General features: G+C 41.2%; 13 protein-coding genes and 1 tRNA gene. 5 read left to right on the top strand and 9 right to left on the bottom strand.

Annotated elements, in window-relative coordinates:
* Positions 1–379: 379 nt before the first annotated feature.
* Positions 380–4,024 carry a response regulator gene (locus A4S05_RS27730; protein WP_069073003.1) on the top strand — a complete coding sequence of 1,215 codons (3,645 nt, stop codon included), beginning with the start codon at positions 380–382 and terminating at the stop codon, positions 4,022–4,024.
* Positions 4,025–4,118: 94 nt separating this feature from the next.
* Here A4S05_RS27730 and A4S05_RS40685 read toward each other — a convergent pair whose 3' ends face one another.
* The 4 genes from A4S05_RS40685 to A4S05_RS27715 form a co-directional block, all read right to left on the bottom strand.
* Entirely contained in the window at positions 4,119–4,304 is a 186-nt protein-coding gene (locus tag A4S05_RS40685; RefSeq protein WP_141699821.1) for a hypothetical protein, read from the bottom strand.
* A 51-nt stretch (positions 4,305–4,355) separates the two neighbouring features.
* Positions 4,356–5,762, bottom strand: coding sequence for a lysophospholipid acyltransferase family protein (locus tag A4S05_RS27725; protein ID WP_069073002.1), 1,407 nt, complete (start codon positions 5,760–5,762; stop codon positions 4,356–4,358).
* A 113-nt stretch (positions 5,763–5,875) separates the two neighbouring features.
* Positions 5,876–6,337, bottom strand: coding sequence for a DUF2127 domain-containing protein (locus tag A4S05_RS27720; RefSeq protein WP_069073001.1), 462 nt, complete (start codon positions 6,335–6,337; stop codon positions 5,876–5,878).
* A 539-nt stretch (positions 6,338–6,876) separates the two neighbouring features.
* Positions 6,877–6,949 (bottom strand) — tRNA-Ala (locus tag A4S05_RS27715).
* 71 nt (positions 6,950–7,020) lie between these two features.
* Here A4S05_RS27715 and A4S05_RS27710 point away from each other — a divergent pair.
* Complete coding sequence (locus tag A4S05_RS27710; protein WP_069073000.1) at positions 7,021–7,929, top strand: oxygen-dependent tRNA uridine(34) hydroxylase TrhO; 909 nt, start codon at positions 7,021–7,023, stop codon at positions 7,927–7,929.
* A 121-nt stretch (positions 7,930–8,050) separates the two neighbouring features.
* Here A4S05_RS27710 and A4S05_RS27705 read toward each other — a convergent pair whose 3' ends face one another.
* From A4S05_RS27705 to A4S05_RS27695, 3 genes are all read right to left on the bottom strand, one after another.
* The gene (locus tag A4S05_RS27705) at positions 8,051–9,568 is read right to left on the bottom strand and encodes a hybrid sensor histidine kinase/response regulator (RefSeq protein WP_069072999.1); all 1,518 of its coding nucleotides are present in this window, start codon (positions 9,566–9,568) and stop codon (positions 8,051–8,053) included.
* Positions 9,569–9,575: 7 nt separating this feature from the next.
* Positions 9,576–12,377 carry a PAS domain S-box protein gene (locus A4S05_RS27700; RefSeq protein ID WP_069072998.1) on the bottom strand — a complete coding sequence of 934 codons (2,802 nt, stop codon included), beginning with the start codon at positions 12,375–12,377 and terminating at the stop codon, positions 9,576–9,578.
* A 685-nt stretch (positions 12,378–13,062) separates the two neighbouring features.
* Positions 13,063–14,595 carry a SagB/ThcOx family dehydrogenase gene (locus A4S05_RS27695; RefSeq protein WP_069073029.1) on the bottom strand — a complete coding sequence of 511 codons (1,533 nt, stop codon included), beginning with the start codon at positions 14,593–14,595 and terminating at the stop codon, positions 13,063–13,065.
* 293 nt (positions 14,596–14,888) lie between these two features.
* Here A4S05_RS27695 and A4S05_RS27690 point away from each other — a divergent pair, with 293 nt between their 5' ends.
* From A4S05_RS27690 to A4S05_RS27680, 3 genes are all read left to right on the top strand, one after another.
* A complete protein-coding gene (locus A4S05_RS27690) occupies positions 14,889–15,728 on the top strand; it encodes an alpha/beta fold hydrolase (RefSeq protein WP_176727127.1) in 840 nt (279 codons plus the stop codon).
* A 149-nt stretch (positions 15,729–15,877) separates the two neighbouring features.
* Complete coding sequence (locus A4S05_RS27685; protein WP_069072996.1) at positions 15,878–17,599, top strand: serine/threonine-protein kinase; 1,722 nt, start codon at positions 15,878–15,880, stop codon at positions 17,597–17,599.
* A 94-nt stretch (positions 17,600–17,693) separates the two neighbouring features.
* Positions 17,694–18,575 (top strand): RpnC/YadD family protein, encoded by an 882-nt coding sequence (locus A4S05_RS27680; protein WP_069072995.1) that lies wholly within the window; start codon positions 17,694–17,696, stop codon positions 18,573–18,575.
* A gap of 132 nt (positions 18,576–18,707) precedes the next feature.
* Here the strand turns inward: A4S05_RS27680 and A4S05_RS27675 are convergent, their stop codons facing one another.
* Both A4S05_RS27675 and A4S05_RS27670 read right to left on the bottom strand, forming a co-directional pair.
* Positions 18,708–19,496 (bottom strand): ABC transporter permease, encoded by a 789-nt coding sequence (locus A4S05_RS27675; protein WP_069072994.1) that lies wholly within the window; start codon positions 19,494–19,496, stop codon positions 18,708–18,710.
* Between the two features lie 77 nt (positions 19,497–19,573).
* The gene (locus tag A4S05_RS27670) at positions 19,574–20,557 is read right to left on the bottom strand and encodes an ABC transporter ATP-binding protein (protein ID WP_069072993.1); all 984 of its coding nucleotides are present in this window, start codon (positions 20,555–20,557) and stop codon (positions 19,574–19,576) included.
* Between the last annotated feature and the right edge of the window lie 163 nt (positions 20,558–20,720).

The raw sequence follows: 20,720 nt of genomic DNA, 5'->3' as shown, positions 1-20,720 counted from the left end.
AGAATTCAGGAGCGGAGCCGGAGACGTTTCTGTTAGCTCCGGTCAGAATTAAGACGTTCTCTACGAGACGCTAGCGCGAACGCGGACTCGCTAAAGCTGCGCTATCCGCCACTCGTACAAAATTCATTCTGAATTCTGAATTCTGACTCCTGACTCCTGACTCCTAAATTCTGTTTCGATCACAATAAAATATTAAATAGGTGTTGATTTTTTGATAAAAATGTCATGTCAACATAAAACCTAAGCGACAAGATGGTAGTCTTCGAGTAAAATAATATCTGTTTCAAATAGTAAAATAGTAGCTTCATAACCAATCCTACCCATTTCTGGTTCTGAACCTATTTCCATTTCTATAAGATTTGAATACCTGCCTGGAATAATGTTGAACCGTTTGAAGATTGGAACCAAAATTGGAATAAGTTTTGCCCTGAGTTTGGCCACTCTGACCACTATTGGTCTAATCTCCTACCATAGCACCAATGAGTTAATTGAAACTTCACGCAAAGAAAACCATACCTACGAGGTGTTGAGTCAGCTTGAAGACCTCAACTTACAACTAACAACTGCTGAGACTGGGCAACGCGGTTACATTATTACTGGAGAAAAGCGCTATTTAGAACCTTATAACGCTGCTCTTGAATCACTAAATCAAAAAATTAAGGAACTTCAAAATTTAACAGCAGATAACCCCAACCAACAAAATCGGCTTGATATTTTGCAGCCATTGCTAACGCAGAGAATGGCTGTAATGAAAGATGTCATTGAAATACGGCAAAGCCAGGGTTTAGAAGCTACCCAAAAAGCTGTTTTGACAGACGAGGGTAAGCGGCTAATGGATCAAATCCAAAAAGTTATTCAGGCGATGAAAACTGAGGAGAGCGCACTGCTGAAACAGCGCTCTGAGAAGGCACAAGCAGCTGCCCAGCAAACGCTCGGCAGTATTGTCTATAGTATTCCCTTATTTTCCGTAATCTTAGCTTTAATTGGATTTTCGCTGACCAGACATATCTCAGTACCGCTGAAACGAGTTTCTGATTTGGCAGAAAAAATGGCGGATGGGGATTTATCGGTAAGTTTACCAGATAGCGATCGCCAGGATGAAATTGGTGTGTTGACGCGCACCTTCAACCAGATGATTATTAATCTGCAAAACACAACTAAAAAAAATGATGAACAAAACTGGCTAAAGTCTAATTTGGCTGAATTTACCCAAATGCTCCAAGGAAAGCGAAATCTGGAAAGTGTATCTAGCCTAATCTTGTCGCATTTAGCACCACTGGTTGGAGCATCCCAGGGCGTTTTTTATGTTATGGACTCCGTAAACGACCAGCCAATGCTGAAGTTATTGAGTAGTTATGCTTATAAAGCCCGCAAAAACTTGGCAAATCAGTTTCGCTTGGGCGAAGGATTGGTGGGACAATCTGCTCTCGAAAAACAAAGAATCCTCCTCACAGAAGTTCCTAGTGACTATATCCGCATCAGTTCTGGCTTGGGAGAAGCACCACCGCTAAATATTATTGTGTTGCCCATACTATTTGAAATGCAAGTAAATGCCGTAATTGAACTTGCCTCTTTTGGGCCTTTTAATGAGTTGCACCTAAAATTTCTAGAGCAATTGAGTGAAATTCTTGGTGTATTTTTAAATAATATTGCTTCCCAAGTGCAAACCCAACAACTACTTGAAGAATCTGTTGCTTTAACAGAAGAACTGCAAAGCCAGCAAGAAGAACTACAGCAGAGCAATCAACGCTTGGAAGAACAGGCACACGAGTTACAAGAATCACAATTTCTTGTCAAGCAGTCTAACGAAGAATTGCAACAACTAAATGAGGAATTAGAAGAAAAAGCAGAATTGTTAGAAGTGCAAAATCGGGAAGTTGCCCGCAAGAATCAAGAAGTTGAGCGGGCGAGACAGTCTTTGGAAGAAAAAGCGGAACAATTGGCGTTGTCTTCCAAATATAAATCAGAATTTCTCGCGAATATGTCCCACGAACTGCGGACACCGTTAAATAGCCTGTTAATTTTAGCAAGGCTGCTAGCAGATAACTCTCTTAACAACTTGACCGAGAAACAGGTAGAGTACAGCCGGACTATTTACTCGGCTGGAAACGATTTGCTGGAGTTAATTAATGACATTCTAGATTTGGCAAAAATTGAGTCGGGTACTATGTTGCTCGATATTGAGCAAATTGCTTTAGTAGATTTGCAGACATCTCTAGAGCAGACTTTCCGGCAACTTGCTCACAATAAAGAACTCAGTTTTACTATTGAATTAGATGAGAATTTACCACCAACAATTTATAACGACTCCAAACGCCTGCAACAAGTGCTGAAAAATCTTCTAGCTAACGCCTTTAAGTTTACAGAACAGGGAGGCGTGAAGTTACAAATTAGCATGGCAGATGAGGCCGCCCAAGTTGATAATTCTATGATTGCTTTTGCCGTTAGCGACACGGGTATAGGCATCCCAGCCGAAAAGCAGAAGATTATTTTCGAGGCATTTCAGCAAGCAGATGGTACCACCAGCCGCAAGTACGGGGGAACTGGCTTGGGCTTGTCTATCAGCCGCGAATTGGCTCAACTGTTGGGTGGAAGAATTGAACTAATCAGCCAACCAGAACAGGGAAGCACCTTCACCCTCTATTTGCCCAGGCGACAGGAAAAGAATGCTAAAAATCCTCTCACTACACCACCCCCTGAGCCAACTACCTCTATTAGTGCAGCATCGACCATAAAAGAAGTACCAATGGTCGAAAAAAGATCCACAAATGTGGATACTTCAGCATCCGCGAAAGTACTTACCACTTTCCCCAGCGAAATTCCAGATGACCGGGAAATTATTCAACCAGGCGATCGCGTTTTGCTAATTATTGAGGATGATGATAAATTCGCCCGCATCTTACTAGATATGTCACGTGAGCAGGGTTTTAAAACCATTGTTGCTTTACACAGCAAACAAGGTCTAGCACTAGCAGAACAGTTTAAACCCAATGCGATTATGCTAGATATCCACATGCCAGAGATGGATGGTTGGACGGTGTTGGATCGTCTGAAGCATAAACCAGATACCAGACATATACCAGTACACATACTTTCTGTTGATGAAAGACAGCAACGGGGATTACATCTAGGGGCGATTACCTATCTACAAAAACCTGTTTCTCCAGAAGCGCTAACTCAGGTATTGACTGAGATTAAAGGCTTTATTGAGCGTCAGGTGAAAAATCTCCTGATCGTAGAAGATGACCCAGTGCAAGCTCAAAGTATTATCGAACTGATTGGTAATGGCGATGTTCAAAGTACAGCAGTGGGTACGGGAGCAGAAGCCCTTTCGATTTTGCGATCGCACTATTTTGATTGTATGGTGTTGGATCTAGGTCTGCCCGATATGAGCGGGTTTACACTAATTGAGCAGATAAAACTTGAACCCAAGCTTTTGAAACTGCCGATTATCGTTTACACCGGCAAAGAACTCAGCCGCCAAGAAGAAACCCAACTGCGGGGGCTAGCAGAGACAATTATCATTAAAAATGTGCGATCGCCAGAGCGGTTGTTAGACGAAACTGCCCTATTCTTACATCGCGTACAAGCAAATTTGCCGCCACCAAAGCGGCAAATGCTAGAGCAATTACATCAAACTGACCCGGTGCTGGCTAATCGGAAAATTTTGATTGTAGATGATGACCTCCGAAATATTTTTGCCCTCACCAGCTTTTTAGAAAGTTATCAAATGCAAGTGCTATTTGCCGAAAATGGCAGAGATGGCATAGAGAAGCTGCAAACTAATCCTGAGATTAATATAGTTTTAATGGATATCATGATGCCGGAAATGGATGGTTACGAAACCACCCGCGCCATCCGCCAGCAACAACAGTTTCGTTCCTTACCAATAATTGCTTTAACTGCCAAAGCTATGCCAGGTGACAAGGAAAAGTGCATCCAAGCTGGAGCCTCTGACTACATTACCAAACCTGTAGATACTGAACAACTGCTTTCATTACTTCGGGTTTGGCTGTATCGGTGAAGGTAATGGGGTAGGAAAAAACCTTATCAAGGAAGGCAAAAGGGAGCAAGGGTTTAGGACAAGAACTCCAAATTTTCAATTTGGTGGCTCTTTTTCAGGAGAGGTTTGAATCCCCAACCAACTGAGGTAAAATCTTCTGCCTCCTGCCTCCCAATACGGTTCGGTTAAGGCAAAAGACGCGATAAATCGCCGTCTCTACAATAATTGGTCTTTTGTAGAGACGGCGATTCATCGCGTCTTTGTGATAAATTATCGAATCTTTGTGATCTAAAATTTTCATCAAAAAGCCTTAACCGAACCGTATTGTCCTGCCTCCTGCCTCCTGCCTCCTTCAACTAATCATCTTCTCTAAAGCAACCTGTAAATCTTTTGTCAAATCGCTCACAGCTTGTCTAGACGCGAGGCGATCGCCCTGACAATTGCGAAAGCGTTCCGTAACTAAAATTGGCTCTCCCACGGTGATTTGTGCCTGTCGCAAACCCAATCGAGGTCGCCCCGGAAGTGTTGTATCTTGAATTCTGGAAAGCATATCGAATATAAGCAAAGCTGTTTCCGCAAACCGTTCCGTCGTCGGTTGTTCCTGAATATAGGTAGCTGTGACTGCAACAAAACTTTCCACTATTCGCATGTGTCGCATTCGCAAGTCTGCTTCCTCTGCAATCCAGTCTGCTAAACCGCGTTTAAAGGGTGCTAAAGCCTTGATATCTGGCAAATCTTCCCGATAAATGTAATTCCAGCCAGCTTCTTCCAAGCGGCGACAGCGGTCAATAAAATTACCCTGCGCCTGAACTCCAAAATATTCCTCGGTAACTTGTAATGCCTTATCTAGCAAGCGATGCAGTCGGGCAATTAATACCTGATTAGGAGTAGCAGATTCATCAATTGAGATGGTTTTTGGGATGTCTTGATGATAAAAACGACGATAAAACTCTTCCATCTCGGTAATCAGATATTCAGCTAACCTACAGAGGCGTTGATAGTAAATCTCTTCACGATTGCCCGAATCAATTTCCTTTACTGGTAAGCCACTATCAGCTTCCAACTTACTCAACAACCAATCCAGTTTAGACCAGGGTGGCTCGGCGTAACGATATTGAATAGCGATCGGCAAAATGATCACAGTCTCAGTCCGATTAGCTTTTTGCAAGTCTTCTACACACCAGAACCCCATTTGAGCAACACCTGGTTCCAGTGGACTAACAATACCACTATGACCATTAGTACCGCCTTCCGGTGCCACTGCGATCGGTAGTTCGCCATTAGCAAACAACTCTCGTGCAGTTTGGATAGCTTGCCTATCTAGTCGCCTACCGCGATGAACCGGCACACCTCCCAGCCGAGAGAACAACCAACCTAGCCACTTTCCAGCCCAAACCGTCATACCCCGATCATAGAGAAAATAGCTGTGAACCAGTGATTGTAGTGTAATACCTTCCTGACGAGCGACTTGTGGCACAATGCGAGAAAGCAAATACAGCATACAGAGGGGATCTTCCACCTCTGGGTGACGAAATGCCAACAAAAAACGAATTTTTCCAGCCTGGAATTGTTGATAAAGTTCAGCTAATACCTCAACATTCGTGGCTTCAATCTTGACAATTCCAGCTGGTAGCCAAGGGCGAGTGCGAAACCGTAGTGCGATCGGCAATAACCACCGAACAATCTGGAGTACCAGCGGGTTCAATCGTTGGGGAATAAATTTCAGTGGTGGTTGAGTAGAGTGAATCGATCTAGGCAAGTCGCTCTCCAGATTGTATTTTTAGCGATTGTACAACGTGGGGTCTTAGTTTTGCGTAAACCTGGAGCTTCTTAAAAGAGTGGGCGTGTTTCTCTTGGACTAATGACTAATAACTAATGACTCCGCGCAGTGGTTTGATTTTTAGGAAAATTTCGGAATAAATAGCCAAACACAGCTAAGTTCAACACAAAAATAAACATTTTTATAGGAGAGATACCCTGAATTAATTCATAAATTTCTGGTGGAATACTGATACCGACAAGTCCCAATACCAAGACATGGGCCCAACGTTTTTCGTACCATAAACCAATGGCTTCAATAGTGGTAACAATAGCATATATTCCTGTTCCAATACCGCTAAATGCCAAGGTTCGAGGATTTAAGTTAATAACTTTCTTTAAAAGCCAATCAATAATCATCGACTTACCTTCTAAAACATAATTTTCTGAAAAAGCCTCTAGAGTTTGATAATTTTTTAATGTCAATAATAAAGCGATTGAAGTAATCATAAGCAGCAAAGCGGCAAATGATTTGTAGAGAACAATTGCTACTAATCCCAATGGACGCTTTTTCAAACAACCCCCTAAGTATAGATAAATCCAAATTTGATTAACTGGTTATGGATGATGCTAACTAAGACGCTTATTGTAGCAGTACTTAATCGCCCTATCTTTCCACTTTTCCCAAGAAGTCAACTAGGGAAACTTCAACAATTGAAGAAGAATTCAGAAGTCAGAATGGGCTAAACCTTAGCTATCCGCTAACAGGAGTCAGAATAAAGACGCGACGCTCGTTCGCCCTTGGCGTCTCCCCTTGGGAGAAGACTCGCTAACGCGGACTCGCTAACGCTGCGAAGCACCGCCAGTCATACAGAAAACATTGCTGTTAGCGGATAGCTAAGGTTTAGCCCATTCTGACGACTGACCCCTGAATTCTGTTCGATAAATTACTACTAACTACTTGTGGTATGGGCGGAAAAGCCCGCGGAGTTCACAGGAGAGGTGAGACGCCCATCCTACAATAAATATTGGAATATTTTATTACTTGGAAGGCGCTTGTATATGCGTAGGTGTAGCCGAACCCAGGCATCACACATTTCAATAAACATCTTCAATGGAGGTTAGCGGACTCGAACCGCTGACATCCTGCTTGCAAAGCAGGCGCTCTACCAACTGAGCTAAACCCCCGTAAAATTAAAATAGTAGGTAACTTTGATTGCCGTTGCTATTGTAACTTATATTGTTCCATTATCAAAGGGATGAAGCCAGAAAATATCCAAGTTGTTGCAGCACTGTATAAATTTGTCAAGCTGCTAGATTTTGCCGAGAAACGAGATCCTCTGCTGTCTTACTGCCAAGCCCAAGGTGTCAAGGGGACTATTTTGCTGGCACAAGAGGGTATTAACGGTACAATTGCAGGTTCGCGTCAGTCCATTGACTCAGTTCTCCGGTTTTTGCGTTCTGACCCTCGTTTAGCAGACCTAGAATCTAAAGAGTCATATACCGAAACTCCGCCCTTTGAGCGGATGAAGGTGCGGTTGAAGCCAGAAATTGTCACTTTAGGGTTGCCGGAAATTGACCCAAATGAGCAAGTTGGTACTTATGTCAGTCCCCAGGAATGGAATGATCTAATTTCTGATCCAGAAGTAACCGTGATTGATACCCGCAATGATTATGAGGTAAATATCGGTACTTTCCAAGGCGCAGAAAATCCCCAAACTGGCTCATTCCGGGAATTCCCCGATTATGTGCGTCACCATCTCGACCCAACTAAACACAAAAAGGTTGCTCTGTTTTGTACAGGCGGCATTCGCTGTGAAAAAGCTTCATCCTTTATGCTTGCCCAAGGTTTTGCAGAAGTCTATCATCTCAAAGGCGGCATTCTCAAGTATTTGGAGGAAGTTCCAGCACAAGAAAGTTTATGGCAAGGCGAATGTTTTGTCTTTGACGAGCGGATAACTGTTAGTCATGGATTAGAAGAAGGGAGTTGTGAGCGGTGCTTCTGTTGTGGGCGTCCGATTTCTGAGGAAGATAAGGTGTCTCCAAAGTATGAGCAAGGTATCTCTTGTCCCTATTGTTTTGATAGCCTCACCGAAGAGAAAAGAGCGCGTCAAGAAGAAAAATGGCGTCACTACCAAAGGGAACAGGGAATAGGGAATAGGGAATAGGGAATAGGGAATAGGGAATAATTAAGAGTTTTATCTCTGGGAGTAAGATAAATATGTAACTAAGCACGGACTGTTTTAGGTGTGGTCTAATTCCTCTTTTCTATTACTTTCCGTTCCTTCTTTAAATAGCTTCAGTCAAGGATAATTCGGAATTTAAGGGCAAAATTACTGTAAATTTAGTACCGACTCCAACTTGACTTGTGACACTGATTTTACCCCTATGAGCATCAACGCACCTTTTAACGATTACTAACCCCAATCCAGTACCCTGAATTGATTGGACATTTGAGGCTCGGTAGAATGATTCAAAAAGTCGAGTTTGGTCTGCTTCGGGAATACCCATACCTTGATCTTGAATATAAAAAATTGCTACTTTCTCAATCGGGTCGCATATTAAATCAAACTGAATGTTGCCTCCTCTGGGAGAATATTTAACCGCGTTTGAAAGTAGATTTACTAACATATAATGTAAGAGTCCTTGATCCATTACAGCAGATGTGTTTTCACTATGACAGGTAAAAACAATTTCACACACGCTACTTTCAACAATAGAAAAATCTTCGACTAACTCTCGACAGAATTGCTGTAAGTTAAGTGGAGTAGGGTTATATATGAGTTTTTCTGCTTCCGCTCGACCCATAAATAGCACTTCTTCCATAAGTTTTTCTAAAGATTGCACAGCACCTTGAATTCGCTTTAAATAAACGCCTTTTTTTGCATCTGTTAAATTTGCTCCTTGCATTTCGATGAGTTCTACTGCCGTTTGAATAACAGTTAGCGGATTACGAAACTCATGAGATACGGTAGAGATAAATAGTGATTTGAGACGGTTAAGTTCTTGCTCCTTCTCTAATGCTTGCTCTAGCAATTTTGTTTGGCGTCGTTCGCTAAGATCCCAGAAAACAACTACTACACCATTTATCTGGTCAGATCCTCGTTTTAGTGGTGAAGCACTATCGCCAATTGGAATTCTTTTTCCGTTTTTTGTAATCAGAGATGTGAATTCCCCTAAATAAACAACTTGTTGCTCCCGTAGCACTTTTGTCACAGGGTTTTCTAATGTAGTCTCTGTAACTTCATCGACAATATGAAAAATTTTCGTCGCCTCATTTCCTAAAGCATCTTCTTGCTGCCAGCCAGTCAGCGCCTCAGCTGCGGGATTCATGAATGTCACTGCTCCCTGCTCATTGGTCGCGATGACAGCATCACTCATCGAATTTAAAAGGGTTGCTAACTGATCTCGATTCTCTCGCAGGTCACGTTCTAACTGGTGTTTTAAAAGACCGATCTCGATCGCTATTCTTAAATCTTTTGTAGTAAATGGTTTAACAATGTATCCGAAAGGTTGGGTAAGTTTGGCTCTTTCTAAAGTATGATCATCACCATAAGCAGTTAAAAAAATTACAGGAACGTCTAACTGCTCACGGATCTGACTAGCGGTAGCAATACCGTCCATCTCACCTTTAAGAATAATATCCATTAATACTAGTTCTGGCTGAGTTTCCGATGCTTTGGCAATGGCAACTTTTCCAGATGAAGCTGTACCCGTAACAATGTATCCTAATTGAGTGAGTTGGCTAGCAATAGTTCTAGCCACAATCACTTCATCTTCAACGACTAAAATCCTAGCTTGACCCATTTGATATTTATTGATGCAAAGTTAACTGCGTGAATTGAATTTTGAATCCTGTTCCATGATTTCGTTCTAGAGTAATGTCGCCTTCGAGTTGTTCTATAACCAAGTCATATACTAACGACAGACCCAAAGAATCAGTATTTTTCCAATCTAAATTATCTGGTAAACCAATCCCATTGTCTCGGATGGTCATCTCGATGCTATTACCGATATTGCGTAGAGCAATGCTGATTGTGCCTGCTTGTTGGTTGGGAAAAGCGTGCTTGAGGGCATTGGAAATTAATTCATTAATAACCAATCCACAGGCAATAGCTTGGTCAACATTCAAACTCACTGAATCTATATCAGTTTCTAAACCGATTCTACCAGGCCATATTTGATAGGAAATTAGTAAGCTTGCTGCTAAATTATGGATGTAGTCAGCAACATCAATTTGCCCAATATTAGCGGAAGTATACAAATTTTTATGAATTAGAGATATTGATTCAATTCGGTTCTGACTTTCTCGAAGAACTTTGATTACTTCCGGATCTTTGAGTGTTTGAGACTGAAGTTGTAATAAGCTGGAGACAATTTGCAAATTATTTTTAACTCGATGATGAACTTCCTTTAAGAGAACTTCTTTTTCAGCCAAGGCATTTTTTAATTTCACTTGAGCTTTTTGTCTTTGAACAAGTTCAGTTTGAGCTTGCTCAAAGATGCTGGATTGTTGAATTGCGATCGCTAATTGGACTGTAAGTTGATCGAGCAAATCTAATTGATTTTCTTCCCAATCGCGGAAACCAGAGCATTGGTGAGCAACCAATAAACCCCAAAGGTGAGAGCCGGGGCTTTGAGAGCCTACTTCTAGCAATATGGGTACAACTAAATTTGCTTTGACTTCAAACTGTTCTAACAGGCGAACATGACAATCAGTGAGTCCAGCTTCGTAAATATTAGCGATCGCTCGTTTGCGTCCCTGATAATACTCCACTCCTGCACCTGTTTGAAAACACGTATCATGAATCTCTACACCCAAAGAAACTGTCCATCCAGGTTCCACCGATTCAGCCACAATTGTGCCGATCATCTCTGAGTCAAACTGATAAACTACTACTCGATCAACCCCAAGTAAATCTCGCACTTCTTTAACTGTTGCATTCAAAATATCTTGGAGATTCAAAGATTGACGAATCCGTTGAGCAACGGTTCGCATCAATTGCTCCCGCTCGGCTTGAGCTTTTAAAGCAAGTTCAGTTTGCTTACGTTCTGTGATATCTTGTCCAATACCAATAATTTGACCATTTGAAAGTTTAATATTAGTCCAAGAAGTATCCAATAAACGACCATCGCGCACCTGAGTTCTAAAGTCACTCCAATTGCGTTGTGCAGACTGAACAAAACTTATTACATACTGTCGATATTCAGAATTAGGATATAACGCTTCCAAGACATCATGAGTTTGGCAATCTTGAAGTTTCCAACCGAGAATATTTTCCCATTCTTGGTTCACCCACTGAAGTTTACCATTGGGAGCAATGAGGGCAATCATTAACGGTATATTCTCAAAAATTCTCCGTAAAAACTCATTTTGCTCTTGGAGTTTTGTCTCAGCATTTTTTCGGTCATTAATATCATTAAATACTGTTAAAATCGCTGACTCATTGTTAAAATTTAAATATTGTAGTGAAGCGATCGCCCAAAAATAAGTTCCATCTGCTCTTTTTAATTGAAGTTCATAATTATGAATAAAACCATGTTGATTAAGAAGTTTTAATAGCACTTCTAAATCTGCCAGATTATGATATAAATCTAATAAGTTTTTGTGATTGACCAAATACTCTGTAGAGAACCTAAATGTTTGAAGCAACTCTGGGTTAGCGTATAAAATCAAACCATCAGATGCACGAGAAATAATTAATGGAACAGGAATAGCTTCAGAAACAACTTGAAATCTAGCTTCACTTTCCTGAAGAGTTTTTTCTATTTGTTTATGTTGTGTAATGTCTCGGATATTAGCCAAACGAGCTTGGTGACAAGCATAGTCTATTAAATGTGTGACAATTTCAACATCAATAATCTGTCCATCTTTTTGCCGATGTCGCCATTGTCCAGTAAAGTGTAAGTGAGAGTAATTTTGTTCTAAATATTCCAAGAAGATAGGCATATCTTCTGGAGGGCAAATGTCAGTTATTCGCATTTGCAAGAACTCTTTTTGTGAGTAGCCGTAGTGGACAACAGCAGCTTCATTTACATCTAAAAATTGTAGATTACTCTGGTTATATATCCACATTGGATTGGGATTTTTAGAAAAAAGAAGATTAAAACTCCTTTGACTATCATCAATAAGTTTTTTCCGATGTAATTCTAAATACCTGATTACTTGTCGAGCTAACTGTTGTAAGGCTACTTGCTCTTTAACACTCAAGTTTCGCGGTGCAAAATCAATTACACAAAGACTACCTAATGCAAAGCCACTTGAGGTAATGAGGGGAATTCCCGCATAGAAGCGAAAATAATTATTTGATGTTACCAGGGGATTTGTAGCAAACCGTTCATCTTGCAAAGCATCCGGGATGATTAATATTTGACTTTGCAAGATAGTATAGCTACCAAAAGAAACGCTGCGAGGAACTTCTGATATAGTTACTCCAATTTTTGACTTGAACCATTCTCGTTTTTCATCAACTAGACTAATCAGGGCGATTGGTGTTTCACAAAAGTTAGCAGCTAGTTGAGCTAGTTCATCAAAAACTTCTTCTGGTGGCGTATCTAAAATTTGATATTCATTAAGTATTTGTAGACGTTGGCTTTCATTTTCAGGAAATAGCATTAGTGGTTATGTGAAAAAAATTTTATTAAATATCAGATTTAAGCAAAATAATTAAAATCTACGGAATGAAAATTGTGTTTTTCTTAACGTTTTTAATGCCAGATTACATTAGCTAAAGCCTATGCTGAAGTTAATCAATGTTTTTACTCTATAAGATTGTTAAGATATTTATTTTTTGTAGGAATAATTTCCTCCATTTGAATGGGTATTTGGGGTTGCTTAAGGGTGGTTTTCAAAAAATAATATGCACCATCAGTATTTTTATCAAACTATAGGCAGTTTTTGCAACCTCATCAATAAATAAATTTAGCAAGGAAGTTCACTTGGTAATACTAAGAAGTTATAAAATAAGTAATAACACGGAAATATACGGAGATTGATAATTCCACTCCCAACTCCTGAGCTAAATTTACGATAGTTTACTACAGCAAAGCTTCAAGAAGTATTTTCCGAAATTAAACCACATCGAACCCAAAAAAAAGTTGACAATTTACGTCAACACTGAAGTAATGATTGTACCACCGTACAATCATTCTATGAGGTAAGATTTTTTACAGAATATATTTACTGGCAAAAGTGTAGGTTAGGAAATGAACCGCATACTTCTACGGCAAGATACGCGTAGCTTCTCGCAGATAAGAATCTTTGTGGACTTGGTGTTATTTGCGGTGGTCTGCACTATATTTTATCTTGGGCGTCCTAATGTAGTGATATATAAAACTGCTTCATCACTAGGGATACCCAAAACTTCATTTACTTGGTCATCAAAAAATCCACCGATACCACTGACGCCTACATTCAGGTGCATTGCTGCTAAATTCAAGCGCTGTCCTAAATGACCGGCATCCATGTGTAAGTAACGGTAAACGCGATCGCCATATTGTGCGATCGCAGCTTTCAAATCCGCTGTATGAAATAATACTGCTGCGGCATCCCGCCCCAATTCTTGTCCCAAACAGAGAAAATGTAACTCTCGCCGAAAGTTTTTAAACCGAATTTGGCGTAATTCTTGGGCTTTGGGTGCGTAATAGTAACAACCCGCCTCCAGTCCTTTGACTCCGCAAACAGCAATGAATGTTTCTATTAAATTCAGATCAAAGTAGTCTGGAGAAATATCTAAACTTTGGTCTATGTAATTTTGCGGTTGGTAAGTGAAATCGAGTAAACTTTTCAATTCCTCAAAGCTTAAATCATCACCATTATAAGCGCGGGTAGAGCGTCGCTTGTACATAGTAATTTCTAGTTCTGACAGCTTTTGTCCCCAGTTTATAGGTGCGGTGGTGGTAGGAATTTTCAAACAGAAAGGAAAGTTGTATTTATCCTCCAAAGATTTTTCTTGTTTGATAACTGGTAGATTGAGATTGCCAGTTATACCTGATTGGATTTGGGTGTGTTGATGGAAATATGTCAGCAGTTCGCCATCGGGGATTTGGGGATAACTAGTTTCGGTGGCGGAAGGTAAGGCAGTACATCCCAATGGTAAATTTTGATTGACATCTAATAAATCTGCCAGAGGTAAGATAGCGATCGCACCTTCTTGTTGGGGATCGATATAAAGTAGATCGTTGACTGATTCATCCACAAAGCCGCCGATTAAATGGGGGCGATAGTCAGTAATCGCAGCAGCTAACTCGATATTACCCAACAAGTGTCCCGTATCCAGAAAAATCCGCCGATAAGCCCGATCTTCGTATCGCCACGCAGAACGATAGAATACCGCAGTGACAATAATTGCCAGTTGAGTATTTTCTAAAGAAGGATGCCAGAAACAAGCTCCTTGGAGAGTTTGCCAAACATCACTTTCCCAGTAATGCATGAGAGAATGAGTCCGACACTGGTAGTTATATAGACCAGGCGGCAATAACGACGTACCACGGGAAACCACATACACCTCAGCAGGGTATAATCCGCCAGCACTGGGAGCAGCGCGTAAATACACAGCACTTCCCATAGAAGGCATTTTCGCCGTCAATCCATAGCTACGAAACAACAGCCGCGAGAGTCTTTGCCACCATTGAGCATCTGGGTTATTAGCAAACGCCTCTGCTTTTTCTTGGATATAGGGTTTGAGATCAAAAGTAGAGCCGATTTTGTACTCTTTAAAGGGCACTGGCTGTTTAGCCCAGTCTAACCTTTGACTTTTGGAGGCAAGAGTCTCAGGATTGTATTTAGTCCGTTCGTGATAATGCTGGGCAATTGATTGGTGTAATTCTGGCATAGTACTTTCAATATCCTTGGGGCATCCTTTATTTTTGATCTTGGCATTCATTAGCCTCATTGTTTCGTGTCAATTGGTACAATCCTCAGAGTCATAAAGTGGTAATTGGTAACAATTGATTGGGGAGTGGGGAATGGGGCATTGGGCATTGGGCATGGGGCATTGGGCATTTGGGTATTAGTTATTTTTGTCTCCCTTGTCTCCCTTGTCTCCCAGTCCCCAATCCCCACTCCCTACTCCCCACTCCTTCGCAGTACCATATAAACGCAAAACTATCTACAGCTGGATGTGTAATGATGCCTGTGCGTCAAACTTTATCAAAGCCTGATATCCAACTTTCTTATTTGGAGTGGAACCAAGGTAAAGAACCTTTACTGTTATTACATGGTTTAGGCGACCATGCTCTGGTGTGGTCTAGTTTAGGAGATTATTTGGCAGCAGACTATCACATAGTTGCACCAGATATGCGCGGACATGGCCAAAGTAGTAAGCCAGAGATAGATTATAGCTTTGAGAGTGCGATCGCAGACCTTGAAGCACTCATGGATCATCTGGGGTGGACTTTTGCCCATATTGTCAGTCACTCGTGGACAGGAAAATTAGCCGCCATCTGGGCAAGACAAAACCCAAAGCGGTTGCAGAGTATAATTCTGGTCGATCCGATTTTCATCTGGAAAATGCCCAGTCTTCTCAGGGTGACTTTTCCAACGTTGTATCGCTTCTTGCCTTTTCTCAAAAGCATGGGCCCCTTTGCCAGCTACGAAGAAGCCGAACAACAAGCACAGCAGTTAAAGCAATATCAAGGATGGAGTTCCTTACAGCAGCAAGTCTTCCAAGCAGGAATAGAACAAAAACCCGATGGTAGTTGGGGCAGCAAATTTACCATAGCCGCCCGCGACGGGATTTTTGAGGCAGTAATGCAAGTGCCCGGTTTTACAATTCCCCTTGACACCCCTGCCCTATTCATCCAGCCAAAACAAGGACTGAACCGCCAAAATTGGCAAATTCAACCCTACAAAACCCATCTTAAAAACTTACGCATCTGTCAAGTTCCCGGCAATCATTGGCCATTTTTGACACAACCAGAGGCATTTAACCAAACAGTGGCGGCTTTCTTGGCAGAACACAGATAGAAAATCTCATGATTATTTAGACGGGATTATCATACGGCAACAGAAGAATTAATAGGAGCAATGTCTAGGGAGATTGGGCATGGAACATTGATTATTCCCCCATTCCCCCCATTCCCCATTTCCCATTCCCCACTCCCAGCTAGTCAGTCATGAGCCTTTGTATCAATCCCGTTTGCCCTCAACCAAATCACCCGAATAATCATCAAAATCGCTTTTGTCAAAGTTGTGGTTCCCATCTAGAATTGCTAGGGCGTTATCGGGTAACGTGCCTGTTAAATGAAAAAACAGGGTTTAGTAAAGTTTATGAGGCATACGAACAAGATACTCCCAAAATCCTCAAGATACTCAAAGAGGATCTATCAAGCGATGCCAAAGCAGTAGAACTATTTCAGCAAGAAGTAACCGTGTTGGGACAACTCAAGCATCCCGGTATTCCCAAAGAAGATAGTTACTTCCAGTATCAAACCCGAAATGGTTTAGTGTTGCATTGCATAGCAATGGAAAAAATCGATGGCTACAACTTAGAACAGTGGCTAAAGCAGCAGAATTGCCCCATATCCCAAAAACAAGCCATAGATTGGTTAAGACAATTGCTAGAAATTTTGGATGTAGTGCATGGCAAACAGTATCTACATCGAGATATTAAGCCATCTAACATCATGATTAGATCCCCCTTTGATAAAGGTTGCAGGAATCTAGTACTAATTGATTTTGGCACCGCCAGCGAAATTACTAAAACCTACCAAGACCAACTCAAAAACAGCGAAAAGATGACAGCACTTATGTCATCTGGCTACAGCGCCCCAGAACAAATGAATGGTCAAGCAGTACCGCAATCAGATTTCTTTGCTTTGGGGCGCACATTTGTATTTTTGCTGACGGGATACCATCCTTTGGATATGTATGATGTCCAGCACAATTTGTTGCACTGGCAAAATCATGCAATCGATATTTCACCCTTACTTTTGAATTTAATTGATTGGCTAATAACAACTGATATAGAAAAACGTCCTACCAACGTCCAGGAGATTTTACATTGCCTAGAAGAAATTGAAACTAAACTAACAGAAGCTATTCCTATAGATATTAATATACTAAATTTTTCTCAAATTGAACATTCACCTCAGCCTGTTACTGACAAATTATTGCCTGTAAATAAACAACCAGAAAAAGTTCCCTTATTGGCTTTTTTTGCAGCCCTACTAGTGGTATTAGGATTACTTAGTATGCTGGCTTTAGCAACACGAAAATCAGATTTTTCTGGAACATCAAATTCCAGACAATATCCAGAGAGAAAAGGCAAAATTGATTACTTTGATTATAAAGAAGGTAGAGATAACCAGGGAAGAATCGCCGAGTTTAATATAGCTATTTTATCAATAGAATATAAATGGCTTGTGGGTAGTAGTTTTCAAGTTAAATATAATGACGAAATTATTAGTGTTGACCTTTTGAATCTGAATTTACAACAAGAAACTATAGAGAAGGTAATGGAAGATTCCAGTGAAATAATCTCTGTGGGTACAGCGTCTTGCAAGGGTGATACAGCAGTTCAAGAACGTGTGGCTTTAGAACGTTCCAAGCAAATACAACTTTTAGCTAAAAAGTTATTTATTAATGTATCAAATATCAAAGGTTATCGCTTATTGAATTTGGGTCAATTTCAGCGAAGCGATTGCCACAAAAATCAGGATTTAACTAAATATCAGAGAAGTGTTATCATCATTGGTGTTAAAAGAGGATCAGCAGGTGTGATTCTTGATGAAGCTCTACGGAATAGGTTAGAAAAAAATCCTTTTGCTGATTTTAAATTAGAAGATTATTCTTTGGGATCGGCACAGAAATTTAAGACGATACCAAGTAATTTATAAAATCCATAACAAAGTACATCAGTGCATAGGTGCAGCCCATCGTATATATCGCCACTTTAGCCATAAACTACAACTATGGTCATCTACATCTCCTATGGCTAAAACAGCAGATATTAGCACCAAGCGATTAATCAGCCTCGCACCCGAAAATTGGGTAAAATGGGTAACACAAATTCCCGATATTGGATCTGGAGAAATTATCAACTCCGAATTCCAGTGGATTAGCCGTGAGAGTGATGTATTAGTCCGCGCCACCAGTCCCCAATATGGCGAATTTATAGTACTTAACGAGTTACAATTACGTTACAAGCCTGAAATGCCCAAACGGATGCGGGCTTATGCAGCACTGGCAGAAGAAAAGTACAATTTGCCCACCTATCCAGTACTGGTTAACATCCTCAAAGAAAGTGATGTTGAAATCCCCACCAGCTATGAATCGCAATTTGCAGGTTTACATGCGCGTCAAGACTACCGCGTTATAAACCTTTGGGAAGTCGATGTGGACATCGCTTTTACTCAAGCTGTTCCCTCCTTGCTTCCCTTTGTCCCAATTCTCAAGGGAGGTGCAGAAGAATCGACTGTGCAACGGGCATTGCAAATTCTCCGCGCCGATGAGCAATTGAGCCAGTTAGAAACCGTTATGGCTTTTTTTGCTACCTTCGTATTAGACAGCGCTATAGTTCAGCAAATCATGAGGTGGGATATGGCAGTATTACGCGAATCTCCCTGGTATCAGCAAATTTTGAGAGAAGGGGAAGAACGTGGGGAAAAACGTGGGGAAGAACGAGGACGGCGAGAAGGACGGCAAGAAGAGATACTGTCAGGTATTGAACTCGCTTTAGAGATAAAATTCGGCGCTGAGGGATTGCAACTGATGCCAGAAATTTCTCAAATTTCAGATTTAGATAGACTAAAAGCAATTCAGCAAGGAATTAAGAGCGTGAATACTCTAGATGAATTACGGCAATTAATTTGAAGAAGAATTCAGGAGTCAGAATTCAGGAGTCAGAATAATGAGTGGAGGATTCCCACCCACCACTACGTTATCCGCCAGTCGTACAGAATTCATTCTGACTCCTGACTTCTGAATTCTGTTTGGATAAATTGTTCATGCTCCCATCCCAGAATACCGCTTCAAACCCGCACGCCAAAGCAAGCGATTCACACCCAAAAATACTAATATCCAACCCACCATTGACCAAAATCCCTGCCCTAAATTCACGGGTAGCCCTACCAAAAGACTTGCGGGAAAATCAATCAAATAGGGAAAAGGCGTAAACATAACTATTTTCCGTACAGGTTCAGGAAAGACTTCTAAAGGTGCTATCAGACCAGATAAAAATAAATAAAATAAAAACCAGAAATTTTCTAAAGCGCTAGCTCGTTCTGTCCAAAAGGCAAACATAGCAAAAGTGTACTGAATCAAAAACCGCAAAGTAAAAGCTAGCCCCGCAGCCAATGTAAAGAGTAAAAACCTATCCAAACTTGGTATCCAAAAAGCTTGGGGATAGAGAATGAAAAATAATCCCACTAATAAAAAAGTAAACATTAGGCGGGCAAATCTTTCAGAAATATGCGCCGCAATATGATGCCATACTGGGTCGAGTGGTTGTAGCAACTTGGGCGAAAGCGTGCCTTCCACGACTTCTTTTTCAAAGTCCCAAATTACCCAAGCAACTGTAAGTTGTCTGACAACGAAAACCGTGATAAAGTAACGAGCAAAATCCACAGGTGATAGCCCAAACTGTCCTCCTTGTGAGGCTTGTATCCAGACACCCATAAGGATAATCGGCAAAGATCCAGCTAAAACCCATAAGATTAGTTCTGCCCTATACTCAACCATATAGGCATAGTATACTGACAGCAAAGTTAAGGCTTTTCTGATTATCCGCTTCATTTATTCACTTCCCGCTACAAAAATTACCCACTGACTCAGAATTTCCTACTCTTGTACAGACGCGATTAATTGCGTCTCTAATCCACAACGCCTGCCTGAAAAACTCTTCCAATTACTTCTTCCACAGGCGGTTCGGTAACTGTTAAATCAATTACCTCCAAATCCGCTAAAATCTGAGATACGGTGCGGGTGAGCGCCTCTCGTGATACCATAAAACGCACTGCTCGCCCTTCTAAGAGTTTCACGTCACCATAGGTCATAAGTTTTTCTATTGGTAGAGGTTGGGCTAACTCTATATAGACTTCTCGGTAAGGAGCAAAACGTTCTAGCAATCCGTCTAAGCTACCGTCATACATCAGTCTTCCCTGGTGAATCAACAGCACCCGTTGACACAAAGCTGTGATGTCAGCCATGTAATGACTGGTTAATAGCACTGTAGCTTGATAACGCTGATTGTATTCGCGTAAGAACTCGCGCACTGCAGCTTGAGCATTTACATCTAATCCCAGCGTTGGTTCATCTAAGAACAATACATGGGGATGATGCAAAAGTGCTGCCAACAATTCTGCCTTCATTCGCTCACCCAAAGATAGCTTCCGCACTGGTTGGGTAAGTTTACCTTCTAGGGAAAGCATCTCTGTTAATTCTCCTACCCGTCGCTGAAATTCTTTATCAGAGATGTTGTATACAGCCGCATTAATTTTCAAAGAATCAAGTGCTGGTAAATCCCAAATTAACTGCTGTTTTTGCCCCATTACCAAGGTAATTTTTTGCAAAAATGCTTCTTTACGCTGAAATGGAACTTGTCCAGCGACTCTGACTGTACCGCTGGAGGGGTGAATCAGCCCCGTAAGCATTTTGAGTGTGGTGGTTTTACCAGCACCATTTGGGCCTAAAAACCCCACTATTTCACCAGGGGCAATTTCAAAGGAAACATCCTGAACTGCTTGAATTGAGCGGTAGGTGCGGCGAAAAAAGTGGGTGATTGTACCTTTAATACCCGGACTTTTAACTGCTACTGGATAAGATTTACTCAGATTTTCAGCGATGATAATTGACATATTTTTTATATTAGAACCACAGATGTACACACAGAGAAGTCTGAGTGGCGGCTTCCGCGACTCAGAACTTCGATGGTAATGGGAAAACATTCTAAAATTGGGGAGGGGTTAAAGCCCCGAACATCATTTTTCGTTTGATAACCCAATCCCCAATCCCCAATCC

The organism is Nostoc sp. KVJ20 (assembly GCF_001712795.1).
Classification (GTDB): Bacteria; Cyanobacteriota; Cyanobacteriia; order Cyanobacteriales; family Nostocaceae; genus Nostoc.
This window is presented reverse-complemented; position numbering and strand designations above follow the sequence as displayed.

Bases quoted from the DNA above. Each gene is read 5' to 3' on its own strand.
- A4S05_RS27730 (WP_069073003.1), top strand. From the start codon at position 380: ATGTTGAACCGTTTGAAGATTGGAACCAAAATTGGAATAAGTTTTGCC.
- A4S05_RS40685 (WP_141699821.1), bottom strand. From the start codon at position 4,304: ATGAAAATTTTAGATCACAAAGATTCGATAATTTATCACAAAGACGCG.
- A4S05_RS27710 (WP_069073000.1), top strand. From the start codon at position 7,021: ATGAAGCCAGAAAATATCCAAGTTGTTGCAGCACTGTATAAATTTGTC.
- A4S05_RS27705 (WP_069072999.1), bottom strand. From the start codon at position 9,568: ATGGGTCAAGCTAGGATTTTAGTCGTTGAAGATGAAGTGATTGTGGCT.
- A4S05_RS27700 (WP_069072998.1), bottom strand. From the start codon at position 12,377: ATGCTATTTCCTGAAAATGAAAGCCAACGTCTACAAATACTTAATGAA.
- A4S05_RS27695 (WP_069073029.1), bottom strand. From the start codon at position 14,595: ATGCCAGAATTACACCAATCAATTGCCCAGCATTATCACGAACGGACT.
- A4S05_RS27690 (WP_176727127.1), top strand. From the start codon at position 14,889: ATGATGCCTGTGCGTCAAACTTTATCAAAGCCTGATATCCAACTTTCT.
- A4S05_RS27685 (WP_069072996.1), top strand. From the start codon at position 15,878: ATGAGCCTTTGTATCAATCCCGTTTGCCCTCAACCAAATCACCCGAAT.
- A4S05_RS27680 (WP_069072995.1), top strand. From the start codon at position 17,694: ATGGCTAAAACAGCAGATATTAGCACCAAGCGATTAATCAGCCTCGCA.
- A4S05_RS27675 (WP_069072994.1), bottom strand. From the start codon at position 19,496: ATGAAGCGGATAATCAGAAAAGCCTTAACTTTGCTGTCAGTATACTAT.
- A4S05_RS27670 (WP_069072993.1), bottom strand. From the start codon at position 20,557: ATGTCAATTATCATCGCTGAAAATCTGAGTAAATCTTATCCAGTAGCA.